The sequence below is a fragment of the Flavobacterium solisilvae genome (assembly GCF_012911605.1).
Lineage (GTDB): Bacteria > Bacteroidota > Bacteroidia > Flavobacteriales > Flavobacteriaceae > Flavobacterium > Flavobacterium solisilvae.
Map to the genome: position 1 here is coordinate 1 of NZ_JAAMPT010000190.1, position 20323 is coordinate 20323.

Sequence of the window (20323 nt, forward strand, 5' to 3'; positions counted from 1 at the left end):
AAACACCACAAATCACTTTATTGAAAGACGGTGTTTATACTGATGCGAATGCTGATACTATTGTAAACGTAGGCGATACGATTGTTTACACTTTTACGGTAACCAATACAGGAAACGTAACGGTAAGTAACTTGACTATTGATGATACGGTTATTGGAGTAAGTGGTTTAGTAGTAAATCCTTCAACATTAGCACCGGGACAAATAGGAACGGCAACAGTAACTTATAACATTATTCAGGAAGATATTAATATCGGTCAGGTATTGAATATCGCTTTTGTGGAAGGAGAAGGTCCAAACGGCGATATTGTATTCGATGAATCGGAAGACCCAACACCGTTTGACCCGAATGACACGACAACAATCGTTATTTTGGAGCAAGCCCCAAATATTGCATTGACAAAAGTAGGTTATTTCAATGATGAAAATGCTGACGGATATGCTCAACCAGGCGAAACGATAACATATACTTTTGTAATAACCAATACAGGAAATACTACATTGAATAATGTTGTTGTTACAGAAACTAATTTCAGCGGAGCAGGAAATACACCTGTACCGGTATTTGTAAGTGCTATGTTCGGTTCTCCGGAAGGAACACTATTAGTAGGCGAATCGGCTACCTATACAGCTAATTATGTTATCGTAGGACCAGATTTGGTTGCAGGTTCTATCACAAACCAAGCAACGGCTACGGCAGTTGGAACAAATGGTGAAGCTGTTTCTGATACATCAGATGACCCAAATGACTTTGGTAATGTTGATGCTGACAATGATGGTGATCCGGACGACCCGACAGTTATCGAGTTACCTGACGGATGTAAAATTATCGTGAACAACGGTGTTTCTCCAAATGGCGACGGAATAAACGATTATTTGCACATCTATGGTTTAGGTTGTTATTCTTCTAATGAAATTGAAATATTCAACCGTTGGGGAGTAAAAGTATTTGAAACTAAAAATTATGAAAATTCAGATGTAAATGGTTTCAAAGGAATTTCTAACGGAAGAACAACTATTAATCAAGGCGACGGATTGCCAACAGGTCACTATTGGTATGTATTGAAATATTTAGGATTTGATGGTAAACATCACTCAAAAACAGGATATATATACGTTAGTCAATAATTAATTTTTCCGGCGATTTTTTTAAAAAAGAACGAAATCGCCGGGATTTAATACATAAAGTATGAAAACAAATCATTTTATTATTTACCTTCTGTTGTTTGCAAGCTCTTTTGGGTATTCTCAACAAGATGCGCAATACACACAATATATGTACAATACAATAAATATCAATCCGGCTTATGCTGGTTCAAGAGATGTTTTAAGCATCTTTGGTATGTATCGTACCCAATGGGTAGGTTTAGAAGGCGCACCAGATACAGGAGTATTTTCATTACATTCACCTGTTGGAGAACGTATAGGATTGGGGCTTACAGTGGTAGGAGATCGTATTGGTGTAGCAAAAGAAAATACTGTTTCAGTAGATTTTTCTTATACCATACCCGTTTCTGATAATTACAAATTAGCATTCGGATTAAAAGCTACGGCACACATGCTTGACGTAGATTATTCAATGCTTACAGTAACTCCTGGCGACTACGTTTTTCAAAATAATATCGAAAATAAATTTTCACCAAATTTTGGAGCAGGAGTTTATTTGTATTCAGATAAATTCTATGCAGGATTTTCCGTTCCTAATATTTTAGAAACAGAACATTTTGATGATAACATAAAGTCAACACCAAGCGAACGTATGCACGGATATTTAATAACAGGATATGTATTTGATCTTGCAGATAATATTCAGTTCAAGCCGGCAGCTTTAGCAAAAGCGGTAAACGGTGCTCCGTTACAATTAGATGTAACAGGTAACTTTTGGTTCAACGAAAAGTTGACTTTGGGTGTAGCTTGGAGATGGTCGGCAGCAGTAAGTGCTTTGGCAGGTTTCCAAATTGACAAAAACTGGTTTATTGGTTATGCCTATGACGCAGAAACCACTAAACTAGCAAATTATAATTCTGGTTCTCACGAAATATTCTTGAGATATGAGTTATTTAACAAATCTAAACGTATAGTTTCACCAAGATTCTTCTAACAGAAAAACAAATTATATGAAAAAAATTATATACATAAGTATTTTGTTATTGGGCGGACTTACGATTTCCAATGCACAAAAAACACAGGTAAAAAGAGCAGACAAAGAGTATAATAACCTAAATTATATCGATGCCATAGAAACCTACAAAAAAGTAGCCAACAAAGGTTATAAATCAGTAGATATGCTCGAAAAATTAGGTAATTCATATTATTTTAATGCTGAATATGTTGATGCTGCAAAATGGTATGCTGAATTATTTGCGTTGAAACCCGAAGCTACTGATGCTGAATATTATTACCGTTATTCCCAAAGTTTGAAATCCGTTGGCGATTACAAAAAAGCAAGGGAATATATGGATAAATTCAACAAAGCAAACGGTGCTGACGACCGAGCAAAACTATTTGTTTCAGAGAAAAATTACTTGCAGGTTATCGAGGAGAATTCAGGAAGATTTACCATAGAAAATGCAGGCGATTTAAACTCTGAATTATCAGATTATGGAACAACAATTTACAACGGCGAAATGATTTTTGCTTCAACAAGAAAAGCAGGAAAAATTGCTCCTCGTACACAAGGTTGGAATGACCAGCCATTTTCCGCATTGTATTCTTCCAAAGCAGATGAAGACGGAAAACAACAATCGGCAAAATTCTTTTCGGATAAATTAGATTCAAAATTCAACGAAGCAACTCCGGTTTTCACCAAAGACGGAAACACGATTTATTTCACTCGAAACAACTATCTTAAAAAGAGAGGTTTTGATGATGAAAGAATCACTTTGTTGAAAATCTACCGAGCAACCCAAAAAGACGGAAAATGGACAGATATTACCGAACTTCCGTTTAACAGCAATGATTATAACGTAGCACATCCGGCATTGAGTTCTGATGAAAAATGGTTGTATTTTGCTTCGGATATGCCGGGAACTTTGGGCGATGCCGATATTTGGAAAGTAGCAATTAATGCCGATGGAACTTTTGGGACACCAATAAATTTAGGTTCAAAAGTAAATACCGAAGGCAGAGAAAGTTTCCCTTTTGTAACTTCTGAAAACGAATTGTATTATGCGTCAACAGGGAAACAAGGTCTTGGCGGAATGGACGTTTTTGTATCAAAAATTACAGGAAACAGCTATGACGAAGCCATAAACGTAGGAAAGCCTATCAATACACCAATGGACGATTTTGCGTTCTATTTTGATCCAACAACCCGTACCGGATTTTTAAGTTCAAATAGAGAAGGCGGACAAGGTTATGATGATATCTATAAATTTACCGAAATCAAGAAATTGGCTTGTGAACATCTACTTGCAGGAACAGTTACAGATGTTGAAACCGGCAAAATATTGGCCGATGCAAAAGTGAGTTTGTTTGACCAAAACAGCAAATTGATTGCAACAACGGTTTCAGATAAAAACGGTAAATACAGTTTTGGTAAAGAATATGTAAAATGTGATACTTCATACAGAGTAAGAGCTGAAAAAGAAAAATACTCTACTGAAGAAAAATACATAAAAACACCAAAATCTACCGGCGAGACTATGGTAGATATTGCCTTGAAACAAACCAAAGTAGAAATTGAAGAAGGAATGGATTTAGCCAAAACATTGAATATTCCTATCATTTATTTCGATTTGGATAAATCAAATATTCGTCCTGATGCTGCAATAGAAATTGCAAAAATATTGCAGGTAATGCAAGATTACCCAACGATGAAAATAGATATTCGTTCGCATACAGACTGTCGTCAAACGTATGAATACAATATGCGCTTGTCAGATAGAAGAGCAAAATCTACTCGTCATTGGTTAATCAATAAAGGAATTTCTGCTAGCCGATTAACAGCAAAAGGTTATGGAGAAACTCAATTAGTAAATAATTGTCCTTGTGAACCAACCAATAAATCTGATTGTTCCGAAGCAGAACACCAGCTTAATAGACGTTCAGAATTTATTGTGGTTTCTAAGTAATATATTATTTAGATTAATGAGAAAAAGCAATTCGAAAGGATTGCTTTTTTGTTTTAGGGGTTATAAGATAATTAAAAAATGAACACTGATATTTACAGTCATTTTTTCAACGCAAATTACACAAATTTCTACAACTTTTTTACAAATGATGACTTGGTGTTTTGGTTATCAACTGAAAACAGCGACTGAACATTGCTTTAAAAAAGCAATTAACGACTCTTCAAATTCTCAATAAAATAAGAAGGTGAAACTCCTGTTTCTTTTTTAAAGACAACAGTAAAGACTTCTCTTGAAGAAAATCCGGAACATTCAGCCAGATAGCTTGTTTTGTATTCTCTGTAAGTAGGATTTATATAAAGTTGTTCTGTGATATAATCTATTCGTAAACCGTTGATATAATCACTGAATTTTTTTCCTTTGTGTTGTTTTATGATTTCCGAAAGGTATTTAGTATTAGTATTTAATTGACCGGCAAGAGAAGGAAGACTCATATCTTGTTTGGTGTATTTGTGCGATTTTTCAAATTTGGAAAGTTTTTCCAGTAATACATTTACTGTTTCGTCCATAATGGTTAAGGATTTTTGCTTTGCGTTTTCTTTGAAAGCAACAGGTTTTTCGGTGTTTTCTTTTGCTTTTAGTTCCAAATTAGCGATGAGTTCTTCATACTTCTTTTTCAGTTTTATATTGCGTTTTTTCCAATATTTTGCGACAAGCAAAACCAAAATTCCGGCGGCCAAAATATAAATTACCGATATTTTCTTGATATTGGCAAGATGGTTTTCGTCTTGTTTGGTTGCAATATCATTAGAGCTGATGTTTACTGTTTCCTTTTCTACTTTTGAGATACTGTCATTTAATATTGTGAACAGATTCAAGTATTTTTTAGAATCTTTTGTTTTGTTTATTTCCAAATATGACTTGGATAACGTTTCAAAAAGGTCTCGTCTTATTTTTGCCGAACCCGAATTTTTCTCTGTCAGCAAACCTCTTTCAGCATATTTTATCGCTTCGACATATCTTTTCTGCGAATAATAAAAACGTCCCATTTCGCTTAACAAAATGATTTCGTCTATTAAAGACATGAATTTTTTACTTTCACAAATTTCAAGGGATTTTTTGAAATAGTCTTCGGCAATTTCCGGTTTGCCTAACTTAGAATATTCTACGCCAAAACACATGTATTCAAAAGCAATCAAACTGTATTTGGCAGCGACCATAGATTTATTAGCCTCGTTATCACTGATTTTTTCCACTTCTTTCAATGCTTTCGCCATATAGGCAAAAACGCTGTCTTGCGGTGCTTTTATTTTTTCATAATAACCGCCAAGATTGTCATACAGCAAAGCTACCGCATAATATTTTTCGTTTTTGTCTTTCAGCTTTTTAGCATATTCTAATGCCTGAAAATATTCTTTTCCGCTATTGTCTATAAAACCCAATTCGCCATAGGCATTACCTTTATTTCTGTGAATATGCGAAAGATAAACATAGCTTTTTATTTCTTTACCGGCTTTTATGGCTTCATCACTAAGCGTGATAACTTTGTTATAATCGGCTTTGTTGTAATAGATAAGATTTAAGGCATAACCGGCTTTTAAAATTCCTAATTTGTAATTTATACTTTTAGAATCTGCATTAATTTTTTGTAAAATAGGAATTGCTTTATTAGGATTTCCCGTATTGATAAAATTGAAGGCATCATCAATTTTTCTGTCAATGGTGGTAGTAACAGATTCTTTTTGTGCAAACGCAATACCTGAAAGTAGGATAAATAGTAAAAGATAGTTTTTCTTCATAAGGTGTTCAATACAAATAATCAACTAATTAACCATATATTTTTTGATACAAATCTTTATATTTTTCCATGACAATTTTACGTTTTAATTTCAACGTAGGCGTAAGATGTCCACCGTCAATAGACCAAATATCTGGAGTAAGTTCAAAGCGTTTTATTTTCTCCCAGTTACCGAATTTTTCATTGATTTTTTCGACTTCTTTTTCAATTCGAGCAATGACATCAGGATTGGAAGCTATTTCGGCATTGGTTGTTCCAACGTTGAGGTTTTTACGTTTTGCCCATTCTTTGATAAAATCAAAACTCGGTTGAATAAAAGCGCCAGGCATTTTTTCGCCATCACCAATTACCATGATTTGTTCTATAAATAAGGATTGTTTCATGGCATTTTCAATTAATTGTGGCGCAATGTATTTTCCTCCCGAAGTTTTGAACATTTCTTTTTTACGGTCAGTAATTTTCAAGAAACCGTCAGTATCAACTTCGCCAATATCGCCAGTGTGAAAAAATCCGTCAATAATAACCTCGTCGGTAAGTTTTTGGTCTTTGTAATAACCCATCATCACATTTGGACCTTTGCAAAGAATTTCGCCATCGGCAGCAATTTTAACTTCTACATTGTTAATCATTCGACCAACAGTTCCAACTTTGAAGCCTTTGTTTCGCTGATCGTTAACCGCAATAACTGGAGAAGTTTCGGTTAAACCATAACCTTCCATAACTGGCATTCCTGCGGCAGCAAAAACTCTGATTAAGCGATGTTGTAATGCAGCACTTCCTGAAACCATTACATTCAAGTTTCCGCCTAAACCTTCTTTCCATTTGCTGAAAATCAACTTTCTAGCAATGCTCAATTGGAATTCATACCACCAACCATTGGCACCATAAGGTTCGTAGCGCAAACCTAAATCAATTGCCCAAAAGAACAGTTTCTTTTTAATTCCGTTTAAATCTTCGCCTTTTGCAATGATTTTATCATATACTTTTTCCAAAAGTCTTGGTACAACAGAGAAAACAGTTGGTTTTACTTCTTTAATATTGTCTGAAAGTTTTTCAATTGATTCGGCAAAATAGATAGAAACCGAATAATATTGATAGATGTACAAAATTACACGTTCAAAAATATGACAAATAGGAAGGAAGCTCAACGCAACACTTGTTCCTTCGTTAAACGGAATTCGAGGCGAACTGTCGAGTACATTCGACACGATGTTATTATGTGAAAGCATTACACCTTTTGGTTTTCCTGTCGTTCCCGATGTATAAATAATCGTGGCTAATTCTTCTGGTTTTACATTGTTTTTTCGGTCTTCAACAACATCTTGATTGCTTTTGTCTGCACCAAGTTCCAATAATTCTTTCCAGTTTTTACAACCGCCAATTTCATTAAAACAATAAACTTCCTGTAGCAATGGAATGTTATGTTTTACTGCCATTAATTTTTCATAAACCACATCATCTGAAACAAAACAATATTTAGATTCTGAATGGTTCAAAATGTATTCATAATCTTCGGCAGCAATGGTTGGATAAATTGGAACCGTTTGAGCACCAACTTGAAGCGAACCAATATCCATAATATTCCATTCCGTTCTATTGGTAGAAGAAATGATGGCTATTTTATCATTTTTTTGAATACCTAATCGAATCAAAGCTCTAGAAACAGCATTGGATTTATCTAAATATTGTTGAGTAGAAGTTGAAATCCATTGTCCGTCATATTTAGTAACAAGACAATTAGGTAGATTATTTTTTTCTAACTGATAGTATGGAAAGTCAAAAAGACGCGTGATTTTTGTCATTGTGGTTAATAATTTGATGCAAATTAAGGAATATTGTAATGAAACACAATAAAAATTTAAAATATGCTAAATGTAGTAGTGAAATATGTAGTTTTGCAAAAAATATTTTCTATCTACAATGCATAAATTTCCCCGTTTACAAGAATATAAAGCGTTATTCTATAGGATATTATTAGCTTATGTATTCTATTTTTTAGCGAGAGTTTTATTTTTTGTTTACAACAGTTCGCTAATACAAATTGATGGTGTTTTTGACTTTTTTAGACTGAGTTATCACGGATTAGCATTTGATACCACTTCGATACTTTACATCAACGGATTATTTATCCTTTTTTCAATTTTACCTTTGGTTATTAATGCCAAAAAAGGATACCAAACCTTTTTGTTCTATTTGTATTTTGTGACCAATTTATTGATGTATGCGTTCAATTTTGTTGATTTTATTTATTACCGATTTATCTTTGGCAGAAGTACGAAAGCATCTCTAGAATCACTAGAAAATGAAAGCAACAAAGCGGCTTTGTTTTTCAACTTTTTGATTAATTATTGGCATGTGTTTTTACTGTTTTTTGTAACGACATTTATTTGGATAAAATTGTATAAAAAGGTCAAGATTACTTCAACTGAAAAACCGTCCATAAAGTATTTCGCAGCGTCAATCGCCTGTTTCTTTTTAATCGTTGCTTTGTGTGTTGGTGGAATTCGTGGTGATTTTAAGAAAAGTACGCGACCAATTAATCTTTTGGATGCCAGTCGTTATGTGACCAATCCGTCGCAAGCTGATTTGGTTTTGAATACACCTTTTGCTATTATTAGAACTTGGACTGCAAATGCTTTTAAAAAAGAAAATTACCTTACTAAAGAACAAGTTGATAAATTAATTGTTCCGATAAAGCAGTATAAAAACAACCCAGAAACTAAACCTAATATCGTAATTTTTATTCTAGAAAGTTATGGTCGAGAATATAGCGGAGCTTTCAATAAGAATACCAAAATCCCTGATTTTAAGAGTTATACACCTTTTATTGATTCGCTGGCGCAACATAGTATGATTTATACGAATGCGTATGCTAATGGTTATAAATCCATCCACGGAATGTCATCCGTTATTGCTGGAATTCCGTCGTTTAAAGTGGCGTTTACGTCTTCGCCTTATCCGAAGCAAAAGATAGAATCATTAGTTACCACTTTGAAAAGCGTAGGTTATGACACTTCCTTTTTTCACGGTGCACCAAATGGTTCGATGGGATTTTTAGGTTTCGGGAATATTTTGGGTTATGATCATTATTATGGCAAAAATGAATTTAACAATGATGCCGAATTTGATGGCGTTTGGGGAATTTGGGACGAACCATTTTTTCAGTATTTCAACAAAACATTGACTGAAAAGAAGCAACCGTTTATGGCAACATTGTTTTCGGTTTCATCGCATGAACCTTATGTTGTTCCAAAAAAATATGAAGGAAAATTTGATAAAGGAACAGTGAATATTCATCAAACGATTGGTTATACTGATTTTGCACTGAAACGTTTCTTTGCTGAAGCCAAAAAGCAACCTTGGTACAATAACACGATATTTGTTTTAGTTGCCGATCACGGAAATACAATCGCTTACGACGAATACAGAAAAGAATTCAACAAACATACCGTTCCGATTTTGTTTTTTACGCCAGATGAAAAGTATGTTGGTGTAAACGATGATTGGGCACAACAAATCGATATTTATCCAACGCTTTTGGATATGATTGGTTACAAAAAACCTTTTAGAAGTTGGGGTAGAAGTTTGGTTAACGAAAAACAAGTTCCTCCTTTTGTGATTAAATACGGTTCGAATGTATATCAATATATGGAAGGAAATTACATCTGCACATTTGACGGGAAAAAGGTCATTGGTTTTTACGATAAAAATGACAAAGCAATGGAACGCAATCTAATCAAAAATCGAACTTCTGAAATGGATTCGCTGGAATTGCGCTGTAAAGCTTTTGTTCAAGATTATATGGAACGTGTTATCGATAAGCGATTGACAACGGTGAAGTAATTAATAAAAAATGGATAAAAAGAAACTTAATAGTGATATGATAATGTTTGTGATGTCAACGATATCGTATTATTTCTGTATGATAGTTTTTTTCTTGATTTTTAATGCTTCATACTATGGAACCGAAAACAAAACCAGTTGTATGAATGGTGTTATTTATGGAATATTTATAATCGGCGGATTAATTATAGCTTTTAGTATTTTTTATTTGATTATGTTATTTTTAAATAAATCGCCAAAAACATACCGTTTATTAGCGGCAATTGTTCCAATGCTAATTTTAAGCTATTTTTTTATTAAATATTTACAATAAATAAATTGATTTTAGGTTTTTTGTCATTTCGACGAAGGAGAAATCTCATCAAGTTATAATGTTATGTGATTTCTCCTTCGTCGAAATGACAAAAGGTTAAGAAATTATAATTTCCCCATATTCTGTGCCAAAGTCTCAATAAACTTAGTAATTGGACCTTTAATCATCATTGCCATCATTGGGTTGAATTCACCATTAAACACCAATTGAACAGCGGTTGAATTATCAGAAACGGTGTCAAGATTAGCGGTTAAAGTAAACGGCAATTTATCACTTGCAGCAGCAAGATTTACTTTAGAATGTGGTACGCCTTCTTTTAATCTTAATTTGATTTCCGGCATTCCTTTTAATCCAAAGTTAAAAATATCATCGCCCAAAACTTCAAATTTAGCGATATTCTCAGGCATTAATTTTTCAAAGTTTTTTACATCAGACAAAGCAGTATATAAATACTCAGCTGATTTTTCTACGGTTACTTTTGGGCTTTCTAAATTCATTTGTCTTAATACTTTTATCTTAATACTTAATACTGTTGTCTTAATACTAAACACTCCAAGTCGATGGATTTTTACGCCATTCTTGTAATGTTGCTAATTCTTTTTCGGTGATGTAGTTTTTGGCTACGGCTAAATGCAGTAAGTGTTCATAATCGGCTAGCGTATGTAAATCTACATTGGCTTTTTTGAAGTTTTCTGTTGCTACATCAAAACCATACGTAAAAATAGCAACCATTCCTTTCACGTGCAATTCAGCTTCTTTCAAAGCGTCAACGGCAAGTAAACTACTGTTTCCAGTACTGATCAAATCTTCTACAACCACCACGTTTTGTCCTTTTTGAATAAAACCTTCAATTTGATTTTGTCTTCCGTGTTTTTTTGGCTCCGGACGAACATAAACAAAAGGCAATCCCATGTACTCGGCAACAAGCATGCCAATTCCAATTGCGCCAGTGGCAACACCAGCAATTACATCGGGTTTTCCAAATTCTTTTTCAATGTGCTTAGAAAATTCTTCTCTAACGAAATTTCTAATCGCTGGAAATGAGAGAATTAAACGATTATCGCAATAAATAGGAGAGTTCCAACCCGAAGCCCAAGTAAAAGGATTTTTAGGATTCAATTTAATTGCATTTATTTGTAAAAGCAATTCGGCTGTTTTTTCGGCTGTGTCTTTATTAAAAATCATACCACAAATGTATAAAGTTTTTGTCAACGATAAACCTCTTTTCTTAACAAATCAAGTTGCTAAAGAAACCGATTTTCAATTGTTCTTGTTAGAAAGTGTTGATATTGAGCAACTCATCATCAAAATGCATAATAACAAAATTCAGAAAGCGAATTTGTATTATCCTGATGAAAAGGCAATTTTGAAAAAAATCAAAGAGAAAATTCCTGTTTGTAAAGCTGGCGGCGGATTAGTTTACAATAAAAAAGGCGAGGTATTGTTCATTTTTAGAAACGGAAAATGGGATTTACCCAAAGGCGGAACCGAAAAAGGCGAGGAGATTGATCAAACCGCTTTGCGCGAAGTAGAAGAAGAAACTGGAGTTGGTAAATTATTCATTACCCAAAAACTCCAAAAAACCTATCATATTTTTAAACGCAACGGAAAATACAAACTAAAAGTTACGCATTGGTTTGAAATGCAATCTGGTTTTGAAGGTATTCCTGTGCCGCAGGAAAACGAAGGCATTGAAAAAGTAGCTTGGTTCAATCCCGAAGAAGTGAAAGAAGCTCTGAAAAACTCCTACGAAAATATAAAGCTCTTGTTTGAGGAAGAAGTGAAGTAAGTTGGGAGTTTAGAGTTTTTTTTGAAATAAATATTTATATATGCAATTCTATAGATAGTTCGCGGTTTTCCAAGAACGATTTTATTTGGATTGCATTTTTTGGATTAACCAAAGATAGTTTTAGACAAATTCAATAGAAAGACATTGCTCAGCTGACTTTTGTTTATAATCATCTATTATTTTTTGAGCTACTATTTTTATTCTTTCGTCTGTTTTATTAGTAATTTCTTTTTCTAGTTCAATTTGGTTTAAAGACATTAACCCTAAATGACGCGAATGAAGTACTTTGGTGTTTTCTTTAAGTTGATTTTTAATTTGACTTAAAGCATATTTTGATTTTTTTCCAAAGCAAATGATTATTTCTGCTTCTTTCAATTCGTTTATTAATCTTTCAAGATTTTTTACTTCTTTTATTTTTGAATTTAAAGGTTCAGTTCTATTATTCAATGCTTTATAATGAACTTCATTATGAGAGTTGGTGATTGTAAAATCATATCGGTCTTTAAAATCTTCTTTTATGATTTCATCTTTTATGTTTTTTAATAATTTTTCTAAATTACATCCTGTCATTCCAGAAACTAATTTTTTGGTCTTTTCTTCTTCTTGACCAGGACAACTAAAAACGAAAGCTATTCTTTTAATTCTCGCCTTATCATCACAATTCACAATTTTTTGATCTTCCACCATAGTATAAGTGTGCTTTTTAATTAGTTTTATTTTTAAAAAACCTTTGTTAAAGTTCAAAACTTTGACAAAGGTTGTGTTTTATTTGAGCTTATGTTGTTTATAGGTATGGATTGTAGATAAACATTATTAGAATAATATTATTCTTTTAATACACCATACATGATGCCGTTTGCATAAAAGAAGTTTTTAATCAAATCAATTTTTCCTGTGCAAAAATCGCCAAATTTACTTTTATTAAAAACATGATAACCAAGACATGAAAAGCAAATTTCAATATATTCTACAATGTTATCCTGATTATCTAAAAATACAATTGCATTTCGAGGTTCATAACAGCTTGTACCAAGAAAAGTAGCATCCTTTTTTGGATCATAGTTAAAATTATAAAGTATATCAGATAATTCAATAATTTTTGGTAGTTCAAGATTTTTAACTTCTTTTAAATTTTTATAATCTAATTTATTACCAATTCTTGGAAGACTATCTATTATTGAGTGCGTTTGGTTGCCATCATTATCGATAAAAATTGTATTGACATAAACAAAAGACACCAATTGTATTTTACTTGTTTTATTCAGTGGAAAACTAGCGGCTAATTTTTGAAAGGAAGTATTTTTTGTTCTTTTACAATTATAATCGGGATGAGAACTTTCAATTATTGTTTCAGGCATTTGGGCAAAACCTAAATTTGAAATTAAAAAAAATAGATAGATTGCAATTTTCATGTAATATTTTGTATTGTTTCAAATAAAACGGGACGATGAAAAACTTCACAATCCTTTTCTCAAATATACCAAAATACTAGTAAGAAAAATATAATCAACAGAAATAAAAAACCTTTGCTAAAGTTCAAAACTTTGACAAAGGTTGTGGAGTTGTTTATTGCGCAAAGTCTGGAGACTTTGCGCAGCTGGGACTTTGCGCAGCTGGTAATAATAAAATCGGGAGCGGTGTTGTTTATTGCTCAAAGTCAGGAGACTTTGCGCAGCTGGTAATTTGGTTAAAAACAAAACTAATGTGTATTAAAGAGAAAACACCAGTTATGAAGAAGTTTTTTAATCCTCCGCTTTAAACTGCTTCATTTCGGCTAGCGGTTCTATGGCAATATAGTTTTTCCAAATACTAGCATCATAAGCTTTTAGTTTAATGAAATTGAATTCTTCTTCTTTTATTTTTTCAACATCGGCATGGTCAATTTCGCTTCTGGCAATGTTTAAAAACTCAATTTTCTCTCGTTGATTGGCTTCTAGTTTTAGGTCAAAAGCTACTACGTCTTTCTCTTCATCGGTGAGCTCGATAAACTTCAATGGTCGGTTTAAGTAAATGTATTGTCCGGTTTCTTGAGAAACATAATGCAAGTGATAACCGTTATCCGAAGGCGATTTTTTATAAATAATCGTTCCGTTACTCACATTCTCCAACGATTTTACACCTAGTAAAAGTTTCATGTTAAATCCGCCTTCTTTTTTGCCTTCGGCTAAATTATAATCCACTCGAAGCACGGCAAAATCACTTTCGGAAATATACAGTTTGCCTACATATTTGGCTTTGCTTTTTCTTGGTTTAAAACTAACCACGTAGATAAATTCGTTGTCGCTAGAATATTTGGCACCTTCATATTTATAGTCATACAGTTCGTGGTTATCAATAAAATTGAACTTTGCAGTGTTGATAATACTATTTTCATACATAAACATGTTCAAACTGTTTTTGGCAGAAGATAATCGGGTGTTTTTAGTTTTGTTTTTCTTTTTATTGAAGTCTTTTCGTAGCGAAATGGTATCGCGCGAACCAAACCAACCGCTTTTTATTCGGTAGTATTTGGTTGTGTCTAAATGTGTCAACAAGATGTTTACAGCCGATTTTTCAAGCTCGTCCAGTGAAACCGCATTGTTTTCGTTCTTTAGTTTAGTAGCTTTTATGACATCCATTTTTGTGGAATAAACCATTTTCTCTTTTTGGGTAACAGAATGGTAGTAATCACAAAGAATATCAGTGTATTCTTTTGGCGGATTAGTGATTAATTTTGAGGTAAATGCGGCAATTTCTTTATTGGCTTTTTTCAAACCATCTTTGGTAAAACCCGTCGATTTATCAATTTCTACATTAAGTATTTTTGGAGTAAGATAACCTGATTCTCTAAAGAAGATTTTATCCTTTGTAGCATTTTTTTGAATGCTATAATTGTTTTTTAAATTAGCTTTTACATTTGCCATAATTTGCAAAGCGGTCAGTTTTTTTTCATTCAAAGTAACATCGCTAAGCTCAATCATTCCGGGTTGTAAACTGATTTTGTTTTGATTGCGTTTCAGTTCGGCTACGGTAAGCGTTTGGTTAGCATAACCCAAATAGGAAACCAAAAGTTGAACGGCATCATCGCTATTTTTCTCAGAAAGTGTAAAATAACCTTCTGAATTAGAAACTAGATTTTCAGAATTATTGACAATAATATTCGCATACGGAATGCTTTCGCCAGTTTGCCCATCAATAATCTTGGCTGTGATGGTTTGGCTTATACCTTGCTGCGGAAGAAATGAAAATAAAAGAAATAGGAGTGAAGCGATTTTTGGTAGTTGTTTTGTCATGTAGATTTAAAGATTGAGAAAGGCTTTATATTTTTTTAATAAAATCAAATTTATTTAACCACAACGCTTTCGGGAACTAAAACCGAATAATCACCACCATTTCTAATAACATCGCGAACGATACTCGAACTGATATAGGACGTTTTGGCAGCAGTTAGTAAAAAGACGGTTTCTATTTTGGATAATCTTCGATTAGTGTGTGCAATGGCTTTTTCAAATTCAAAATCGGCCGGATTTCTAAGTCCACGAAGAATGAAGTCAGCGTTTAGTTTTCTACATAAATCAATGGTCAAACCTTCATAGGTAATCACGCTAACTTTTGGCTCGTCTTTAAAAGCTTCTTCGATAAAGCGTTTTCGGTCTTCAAGTGAGAACATATATTTTTTATCGGCATTGATACCAATGGCTACAATCACTTCGTCAAACAACGAAATTCCTCTTTTGATAATATCAAAATGACCTAAGGTTATTGGGTCAAATGATCCCGGGAAAACGGCTTTTCTTTTCATTTTATTCTCGTGTTATTGAAATAATACTGTCTTTTTTAAAAAGATCTTCTATCTTTTTTCGGGAAAGAATTCCTTTTTTAGTAGTATATCGATTATTTGACAAAATACTAAAAACTTTAGTATATTTAGTTACTGATGTATCGTTATAGGTAAAATAAACGTTTTGGTTGTCAACTTTATCCACGCGCCAAGTACTGTAAATAGTGGTATATTCTTTGGGTGAATGTTCAACAAAATAAACATCGCCTTTCTTAGGGTTTTTTATATAATCTGTTTCAACAAGCGAATGTCTATCAGACTGCCAAATAGCCCAAGAAATGAGTAAAGTTAGTAAAATAATTCCCGAAAACGTCCAAATAGGTGTATTGATTGGATGTCTTTCGGTTACACGATTTAATTTTACTTGAATAGCTTGGTCAATATATTTGCCTTCAAAAACGGAGTAGCAGTTTTCACAACAAACACTGACTTTCTTTTTTAATGGAAAAAAAGGAATAAAGTAAAGATGAAAGTATTTTTGTTGAAAATCATATTCCATTTCACTGTCTTCTCCACAGTATTGACAAAGAACATGAGTTAACATTCCTTTCTTTATAGACCTTAATCTTGTTCCGAAGAAAATCATTTATACTTTTCTGGGTATTTAGTGATGAGGTTATTTTTTCCAAATAGGTTTTTTAGCCAAAGCCAACTCAATTTCGTTATCGAGTAAATCACTAAAAGGAATTCCAGCAAATGCTGCTTGTTGCGGAAAAATACTTTGAGGCGATAAACCCGGATTGGTATTGATTTCTATAAAATGTGGAATGCCATCCATGACGATAAAATCAGTTCGTGAAAAACCAATCATGCCTAATGCTTTATAGGCATTTTTTGCAGTAGTTCGAACTAACTCTTCGGTTTCAGATGAAATTCGAGCTGGTGTTATTTCTTCGGATTTACCTAAATATTTAGCTTCATAATCAAAGAATTTATTCTCTGAAACAATTTCTGTCAATCCTAATACAGTAACTTCATTTTTATAATTAAGAACACCAACCGAAACTTCTGTTCCTTTTAAATACGATTCTATCAAAATATCATTGTCTTCGGCAAATGCAAAATCTAATGCTTTTTGTAATTCATCCAAAGAGTTTACCATAGAAACGCCCAAACTACTTCCAGATTGATTTGGTTTCACAAAAAAAGGCAAACCTAATTCGGCAGCTATTTTAGTTCCATCAATGGTATCGCCTTTGGATAAATAAATTGATTTGGCTTTTGGGATATTAAATTTTGATAATACCGAAAGTGTATCTCTTTTGTTAAATGTTAAACTCGATTGGTAATAATTACAACCTGTATAGGGTAATTCAATTAGTTCCCAATAAGCTTGTAAATGTCCGTCTTCGCCTGGCGTTCCGTGAACCGTATTCACAACTACATCAAATTTTATAACTTGATTGTCTTTAGTGAACGTAAAATCTGCTTTGTTGATGGGATATTTTTCATTTTCTATGATACAATGCCAACCTTCTTTTAAGATATGTATTTCAAAAGGTTTGTATTTTGATTGGTCAAGGTGATTTAAAATCAATTGACCACTTCGTAATGATATTACCGATTCGTCGGAATATCCACCCATAACAACAGCTACGTTCATTTATTATTTAATTAAAGTTAAACAAAATTATCATTTTTTTTCAAACGAATTACCTTTGATGTTTCTTATATTTGCCTAAATAAAAAATTTATGAGTTTAAGAAAATATTTAACGAGTAAAGTGTTTTTTGCCCAAATGCTTTTTGCAATGGGAGTTGTTGGTGCATTGGCATTTTTATTTTTTAATAGTTTAAATTATATTACCAATCACGGACAAGAAATTGCCATTCCCGATTTGAGCAAATTAAGTGTAGAACAAGCCGAAGAAAAGTTAAGCGATATTTCGTTGGACTATATTATATTGGATACAGTTGATTACAATCCTGATTTTCCAAAGTTGACTATCGTGGATCAAGAACCAAAACCAGGTAGAAAAGTAAAAGCAGGAAGAAAAATATATCTCAAAATCAATGCCGAAACCTTTACTATGGTTGCTGTTCCCGATTTGATTGAGAAAACCTATCGTCAAGCTGTTCCAACGTTGAAAGCTGCAGGTTTACAAGAAGGAACAATTACTTATAAACCTTATTTAGGAAAAGACATGGTTCTTGAAATGTCTATCAACGGAAAAAGAATTAAAGCAGGCGAAAAAGTACTAAAATCTTCCAAAATTGATTTAGTTCTTGGCGATGGAAAAGTAGTTTTTGACGATACCATGCTTGATTCTACCGCTGTTGATAGTACTGATATTCCACCAATAGCCGAATAATTGATGAATACAAATACTACCGATTTCTCTGATTTAGAAGACGAATTATTTGAACACCATCGATTTGTTTCTCCAAAAGGTCAATCGCTTCTTAGGGTTGATAAATTTTTGATGCAATTAATCGAAAATGCTACGCGAAATAAAATTCAGCAAGCTGCCGAAAATGGAAATATCTGGGTAAATGATATTCCGGTGAAATCCAATTATCGTGTAAAACCTTTTGACGTAGTTCGAGTGATGTTAACGCATCCGCCGTTTGAAAATCATATTATTCCCGAAGATATTCCGCTGGATATTGTTTATGAAGACGATGCACTTTTGGTTATTAATAAACCAGCAGGATTAGTTGTTCATCCTGGACACGGAAATTACACTGGAACTTTAGTCAATGCATTGGCGTTTCATTTTGATAATTTGCCAATGAATTCAAGTGAACGACCAGGATTGGTTCATCGAATTGATAAAAATACTTCAGGACTTCTAGTTGTAGCAAAAACCGAAGCCGCGATGACGCATTTGGCAAAACAATTTGAAGAAAAAACCTCTGAAAGAGAATATATTGCTTTGGTATGGGGAAATGTAAAAGACGATGAAGGAACGATTGTTGGAAACATTGCTCGTCATGCAAAAGACAGAATGCAAATGGCGGTTTATCCCGAAGGCGATCAAGGAAAACATGCGGTTACTCATTATAAAGTGTTGGAACGATTTGGTTATGTAACTTTAGTTTCCTGCAAATTAGAAACCGGAAGAACGCATCAAATTCGTGTTCACATGAAATATATTGGTCATACCTTATTTAACGATGCTCGATATGGTGGCGATTTAATTTTGAAAGGAACAACGTTTACCAAATACAAACAGTTTATCGACAATTGTTTTAAAACGTTGCCAAGACAAGCGTTGCACGCCAAAACACTAGGATTTGAACATCCAACAACGAAAGAATTTTTGCGTTTTGACACCGAAATTCCATCGGATATTCAGGAATGTGTAGAAAAATGGCGTAATTATGCTAAATCACATTCTGCTGAAACGGAATAAGTAGAAAATTTACCATATAAGGCATTTAAGCACATTTAAGAGTAAAACTTATATGAACTTAAATGCCTTAATGGTTTTAGAAAAAAAAACTTATAAGTTAAGATTTACTCTTCGTCTTTAAAATATTCATCGAAAGGTTTTTCGGCAAGGAAAAGATAAAACAATCCAGCCAAAATAAACGGAATACTCAACCATTGACCAGTTGATAATACACCAAAAAGACTTTCAATTCCGCCTTGGCTTTCTTTTACAAATTCCACTACAAAGCGAACAGACCAAAGCATGATTAGGAAATAACCAAAAAGTAATCCGTGTTTTTCTCTCGTGTTTGTTTTCCAATATAAAAAGAAAAGAATAGCAAAAACGAATACATAGCCAATCGCTTCATACAATTGCGCTGGATATTTATAAGGAACTTTTTCTAACAAAGCAGCAAACTGTGGGTTGGTTGCAATAGCATTGTAAGCTTCGTTTACATCATTAATTTGAGTTGCATTTACAGCATCTTTTGGCGAGTAGAAATCTCTAACGAATTTAATTCCATAGGTTGCATCGGTTTCTTTACCAACAATTTCTGAGTTAAAAAAGTTACCTAAACGAACGAAAATTGCGCCACAAGCTACCGGAATAACCACTCGGTCTAAAACCCAAAGCATTGGTTTTTGAACGACTTTTTTACTGTAAAAATAAACGGCAATAATGATAGCAATCGCTGCACCATGACTAGCTAAACCACGGAAACCTGTAAATTCAAATCCATTTTCAAATTTGAATGGCAATAGAATTTCAGTTAAATTATTTCTGTAATATTCCCAGTCGTAGAAAAAAACATGACCTAATCTTGCACCAAGAAGTGTAGCAATAACTGTCCAAATAAAAAGTGTATCGAGTTTTTCTAAATCAATCTTTTCTCTTATAAAAATGTGTTTCATGATGTACCAACCTAAACCAAAGGCTACGACAAACATCAAACTATAATAACGAATAATAAAAAAACCTAAATCAATTCCTTCTGATGGATTCCAGATCATAACTTGTATAATTTTTTCAAAAATAACAATAAATTGTCAATGCGATATACTATTTGTGATTACATTTTTTTTCGGGAACAGGATCATAACCCGTTTTTCCCCATGGATGACAACTCAAAATTCGTTTTACACCAAGATAAAAACCATAAAATAGTCCGTGAACTTTTAACGCTTCAATAAAATAACTTGAACATGTAGGTTCAAATCGACAGGTTTGAGGTGTAAATGGCGAAATTGCCACTTGATAAAACCGAATGAGGAACAAAAATGGCGCTATTAAAATTTTTTTAAGCATGATTTTAATA

At 33.2% G+C, this 20323-nt stretch carries 19 protein-coding genes; 7 read left to right on the top strand and 12 right to left on the bottom strand.

The annotated features are described in order from the left end of the window. The 3 genes from G6042_RS01665 to G6042_RS01675 form a co-directional block, all read left to right on the top strand. The coding region (locus tag G6042_RS01665; protein WP_169522524.1) for a DUF7507 domain-containing protein at nucleotides 1-1127 on the top strand (1127 nt) is incomplete at its 5' end. Nucleotides 1128-1188: 61 nt separating this feature from the next. Continuing rightward, the gene (locus G6042_RS01670; RefSeq protein WP_169522525.1) at nucleotides 1189-2100 is read left to right on the top strand and encodes a PorP/SprF family type IX secretion system membrane protein; all 912 of its coding nucleotides are present in this window, start codon (nucleotides 1189-1191) and stop codon (nucleotides 2098-2100) included. A 16-nt stretch (nucleotides 2101-2116) separates the two neighbouring features. Beyond that, on the top strand, nucleotides 2117-4072 hold the full coding sequence (locus G6042_RS01675) for an OmpA family protein (RefSeq protein WP_169522526.1): 1956 nt from the start codon (nucleotides 2117-2119) through the stop codon (nucleotides 4070-4072). 209 nt (nucleotides 4073-4281) lie between these two features. Here the strand turns inward: G6042_RS01675 and G6042_RS01680 are convergent, their stop codons facing one another. Together G6042_RS01680 and G6042_RS01685 are read right to left on the bottom strand one after the other, a co-directional pair. Beyond that, complete coding sequence (locus G6042_RS01680) at nucleotides 4282-5868, bottom strand: helix-turn-helix domain-containing protein (RefSeq protein ID WP_169522527.1); 1587 nt, start codon at nucleotides 5866-5868, stop codon at nucleotides 4282-4284. Between the two features lie 28 nt (nucleotides 5869-5896). Beyond that, on the bottom strand, nucleotides 5897-7669 hold the full coding sequence (locus G6042_RS01685; protein ID WP_169522528.1) for an AMP-dependent synthetase/ligase: 1773 nt from the start codon (nucleotides 7667-7669) through the stop codon (nucleotides 5897-5899). Nucleotides 7670-7787: 118 nt separating this feature from the next. Here G6042_RS01685 and G6042_RS01690 point away from each other — a divergent pair, with 118 nt between their 5' ends. Then, nucleotides 7788-9710 carry an LTA synthase family protein gene (locus G6042_RS01690; protein ID WP_169522529.1) on the top strand — a complete coding sequence of 641 codons (1923 nt, stop codon included), beginning with the start codon at nucleotides 7788-7790 and terminating at the stop codon, nucleotides 9708-9710. 417 nt (nucleotides 9711-10127) lie between these two features. Here G6042_RS01690 and G6042_RS01695 read toward each other — a convergent pair whose 3' ends face one another. Together G6042_RS01695 and pyrE are read right to left on the bottom strand one after the other, a co-directional pair. Then, entirely contained in the window at nucleotides 10128-10520 is a 393-nt protein-coding gene (locus G6042_RS01695) for an SRPBCC family protein (RefSeq protein ID WP_169522530.1), read from the bottom strand. A gap of 46 nt (nucleotides 10521-10566) precedes the next feature. Next, nucleotides 10567-11208 carry an orotate phosphoribosyltransferase gene (gene pyrE / locus G6042_RS01700; protein WP_169522531.1) on the bottom strand — a complete coding sequence of 214 codons (642 nt, stop codon included), beginning with the start codon at nucleotides 11206-11208 and terminating at the stop codon, nucleotides 10567-10569. A 7-nt stretch (nucleotides 11209-11215) separates the two neighbouring features. Between pyrE and G6042_RS01705 the strand changes: the two genes are divergently transcribed. Next, nucleotides 11216-11812 (top strand): NUDIX hydrolase, encoded by a 597-nt coding sequence (locus G6042_RS01705; RefSeq protein WP_169522532.1) that lies wholly within the window; start codon nucleotides 11216-11218, stop codon nucleotides 11810-11812. 120 nt (nucleotides 11813-11932) lie between these two features. Here G6042_RS01705 and G6042_RS01710 read toward each other — a convergent pair whose 3' ends face one another. The 6 genes from G6042_RS01710 to G6042_RS01735 form a co-directional block, all read right to left on the bottom strand. Next, nucleotides 11933-12499, bottom strand: coding sequence for a hypothetical protein (locus G6042_RS01710; protein ID WP_169522533.1), 567 nt, complete (start codon nucleotides 12497-12499; stop codon nucleotides 11933-11935). Between the two features lie 137 nt (nucleotides 12500-12636). Beyond that, on the bottom strand, nucleotides 12637-13224 hold the full coding sequence (locus tag G6042_RS01715) for a hypothetical protein (protein ID WP_169522534.1): 588 nt from the start codon (nucleotides 13222-13224) through the stop codon (nucleotides 12637-12639). A 330-nt stretch (nucleotides 13225-13554) separates the two neighbouring features. After that, a complete protein-coding gene (locus tag G6042_RS01720; protein WP_169522535.1) occupies nucleotides 13555-15084 on the bottom strand; it encodes a carboxypeptidase-like regulatory domain-containing protein in 1530 nt (509 codons plus the stop codon). Nucleotides 15085-15134: 50 nt separating this feature from the next. After that, nucleotides 15135-15593, bottom strand: coding sequence for a pantetheine-phosphate adenylyltransferase (gene coaD, locus G6042_RS01725; protein ID WP_169522536.1), 459 nt, complete (start codon nucleotides 15591-15593; stop codon nucleotides 15135-15137). Nucleotide 15594: 1 nt separating this feature from the next. Beyond that, nucleotides 15595-16218: a zinc ribbon domain-containing protein gene (locus G6042_RS01730; RefSeq protein WP_211161613.1), complete on the bottom strand. Its 624-nt coding sequence runs from the start codon at nucleotides 16216-16218 to the stop codon at nucleotides 15595-15597. 30 nt (nucleotides 16219-16248) lie between these two features. Beyond that, on the bottom strand, nucleotides 16249-17235 hold the full coding sequence (locus tag G6042_RS01735) for a D-alanine--D-alanine ligase (protein WP_169522538.1): 987 nt from the start codon (nucleotides 17233-17235) through the stop codon (nucleotides 16249-16251). Between the two features lie 90 nt (nucleotides 17236-17325). On the opposite strand from G6042_RS01735, the gene G6042_RS01740 reads away from it, so the two are divergent. Beyond that, entirely contained in the window at nucleotides 17326-17943 is a 618-nt protein-coding gene (locus G6042_RS01740) for a PASTA domain-containing protein (RefSeq protein WP_169522539.1), read from the top strand. A 3-nt stretch (nucleotides 17944-17946) separates the two neighbouring features. Beyond that, nucleotides 17947-18987 carry an RluA family pseudouridine synthase gene (locus G6042_RS01745; protein ID WP_169522540.1) on the top strand — a complete coding sequence of 347 codons (1041 nt, stop codon included), beginning with the start codon at nucleotides 17947-17949 and terminating at the stop codon, nucleotides 18985-18987. Nucleotides 18988-19091: 104 nt separating this feature from the next. Here G6042_RS01745 and lgt read toward each other — a convergent pair whose 3' ends face one another. Further along, nucleotides 19092-20018, bottom strand: a complete 927-nt coding sequence (gene lgt, locus G6042_RS01750) for a prolipoprotein diacylglyceryl transferase (protein ID WP_169522541.1) — start codon at nucleotides 20016-20018, stop codon at nucleotides 19092-19094. Between the two features lie 49 nt (nucleotides 20019-20067). Next, nucleotides 20068-20313, bottom strand: coding sequence for a membrane protein insertion efficiency factor YidD (gene yidD / locus G6042_RS01755; RefSeq protein ID WP_169522542.1), 246 nt, complete (start codon nucleotides 20311-20313; stop codon nucleotides 20068-20070). Nucleotides 20314-20323: the final 10 nt, after the last annotated feature.

Excerpts from the sequence above, each read along its gene's own strand:
- G6042_RS01730 (WP_211161613.1), bottom strand. The coding sequence starts at position 16,218 with ATGATTTTCTTCGGAACAAGATTAAGGTCTATAAAGAAAGGAATGTTA.
- G6042_RS01735 (WP_169522538.1), bottom strand. The coding sequence starts at position 17,235 with ATGAACGTAGCTGTTGTTATGGGTGGATATTCCGACGAATCGGTAATA.
- G6042_RS01710 (WP_169522533.1), bottom strand. The coding sequence starts at position 12,499 with ATGGTGGAAGATCAAAAAATTGTGAATTGTGATGATAAGGCGAGAATT.
- G6042_RS01680 (WP_169522527.1), bottom strand. The coding sequence starts at position 5,868 with ATGAAGAAAAACTATCTTTTACTATTTATCCTACTTTCAGGTATTGCG.
- G6042_RS01720 (WP_169522535.1), bottom strand. The coding sequence starts at position 15,084 with ATGACAAAACAACTACCAAAAATCGCTTCACTCCTATTTCTTTTATTT.
- G6042_RS01675 (WP_169522526.1), top strand. The coding sequence starts at position 2,117 with ATGAAAAAAATTATATACATAAGTATTTTGTTATTGGGCGGACTTACG.
- G6042_RS01740 (WP_169522539.1), top strand. The coding sequence starts at position 17,326 with ATGAGTTTAAGAAAATATTTAACGAGTAAAGTGTTTTTTGCCCAAATG.
- lgt (WP_169522541.1), bottom strand. The coding sequence starts at position 20,018 with ATGATCTGGAATCCATCAGAAGGAATTGATTTAGGTTTTTTTATTATT.
- G6042_RS01695 (WP_169522530.1), bottom strand. The coding sequence starts at position 10,520 with ATGAATTTAGAAAGCCCAAAAGTAACCGTAGAAAAATCAGCTGAGTAT.
- yidD (WP_169522542.1), bottom strand. The coding sequence starts at position 20,313 with ATGCTTAAAAAAATTTTAATAGCGCCATTTTTGTTCCTCATTCGGTTT.
- coaD (WP_169522536.1), bottom strand. The coding sequence starts at position 15,593 with ATGAAAAGAAAAGCCGTTTTCCCGGGATCATTTGACCCAATAACCTTA.
- G6042_RS01705 (WP_169522532.1), top strand. The coding sequence starts at position 11,216 with ATGTATAAAGTTTTTGTCAACGATAAACCTCTTTTCTTAACAAATCAA.
- G6042_RS01715 (WP_169522534.1), bottom strand. The coding sequence starts at position 13,224 with ATGAAAATTGCAATCTATCTATTTTTTTTAATTTCAAATTTAGGTTTT.
- G6042_RS01745 (WP_169522540.1), top strand. The coding sequence starts at position 17,947 with ATGAATACAAATACTACCGATTTCTCTGATTTAGAAGACGAATTATTT.
- G6042_RS01670 (WP_169522525.1), top strand. The coding sequence starts at position 1,189 with ATGAAAACAAATCATTTTATTATTTACCTTCTGTTGTTTGCAAGCTCT.
- pyrE (WP_169522531.1), bottom strand. The coding sequence starts at position 11,208 with ATGATTTTTAATAAAGACACAGCCGAAAAAACAGCCGAATTGCTTTTA.
- G6042_RS01690 (WP_169522529.1), top strand. The coding sequence starts at position 7,788 with ATGCATAAATTTCCCCGTTTACAAGAATATAAAGCGTTATTCTATAGG.
- G6042_RS01685 (WP_169522528.1), bottom strand. The coding sequence starts at position 7,669 with ATGACAAAAATCACGCGTCTTTTTGACTTTCCATACTATCAGTTAGAA.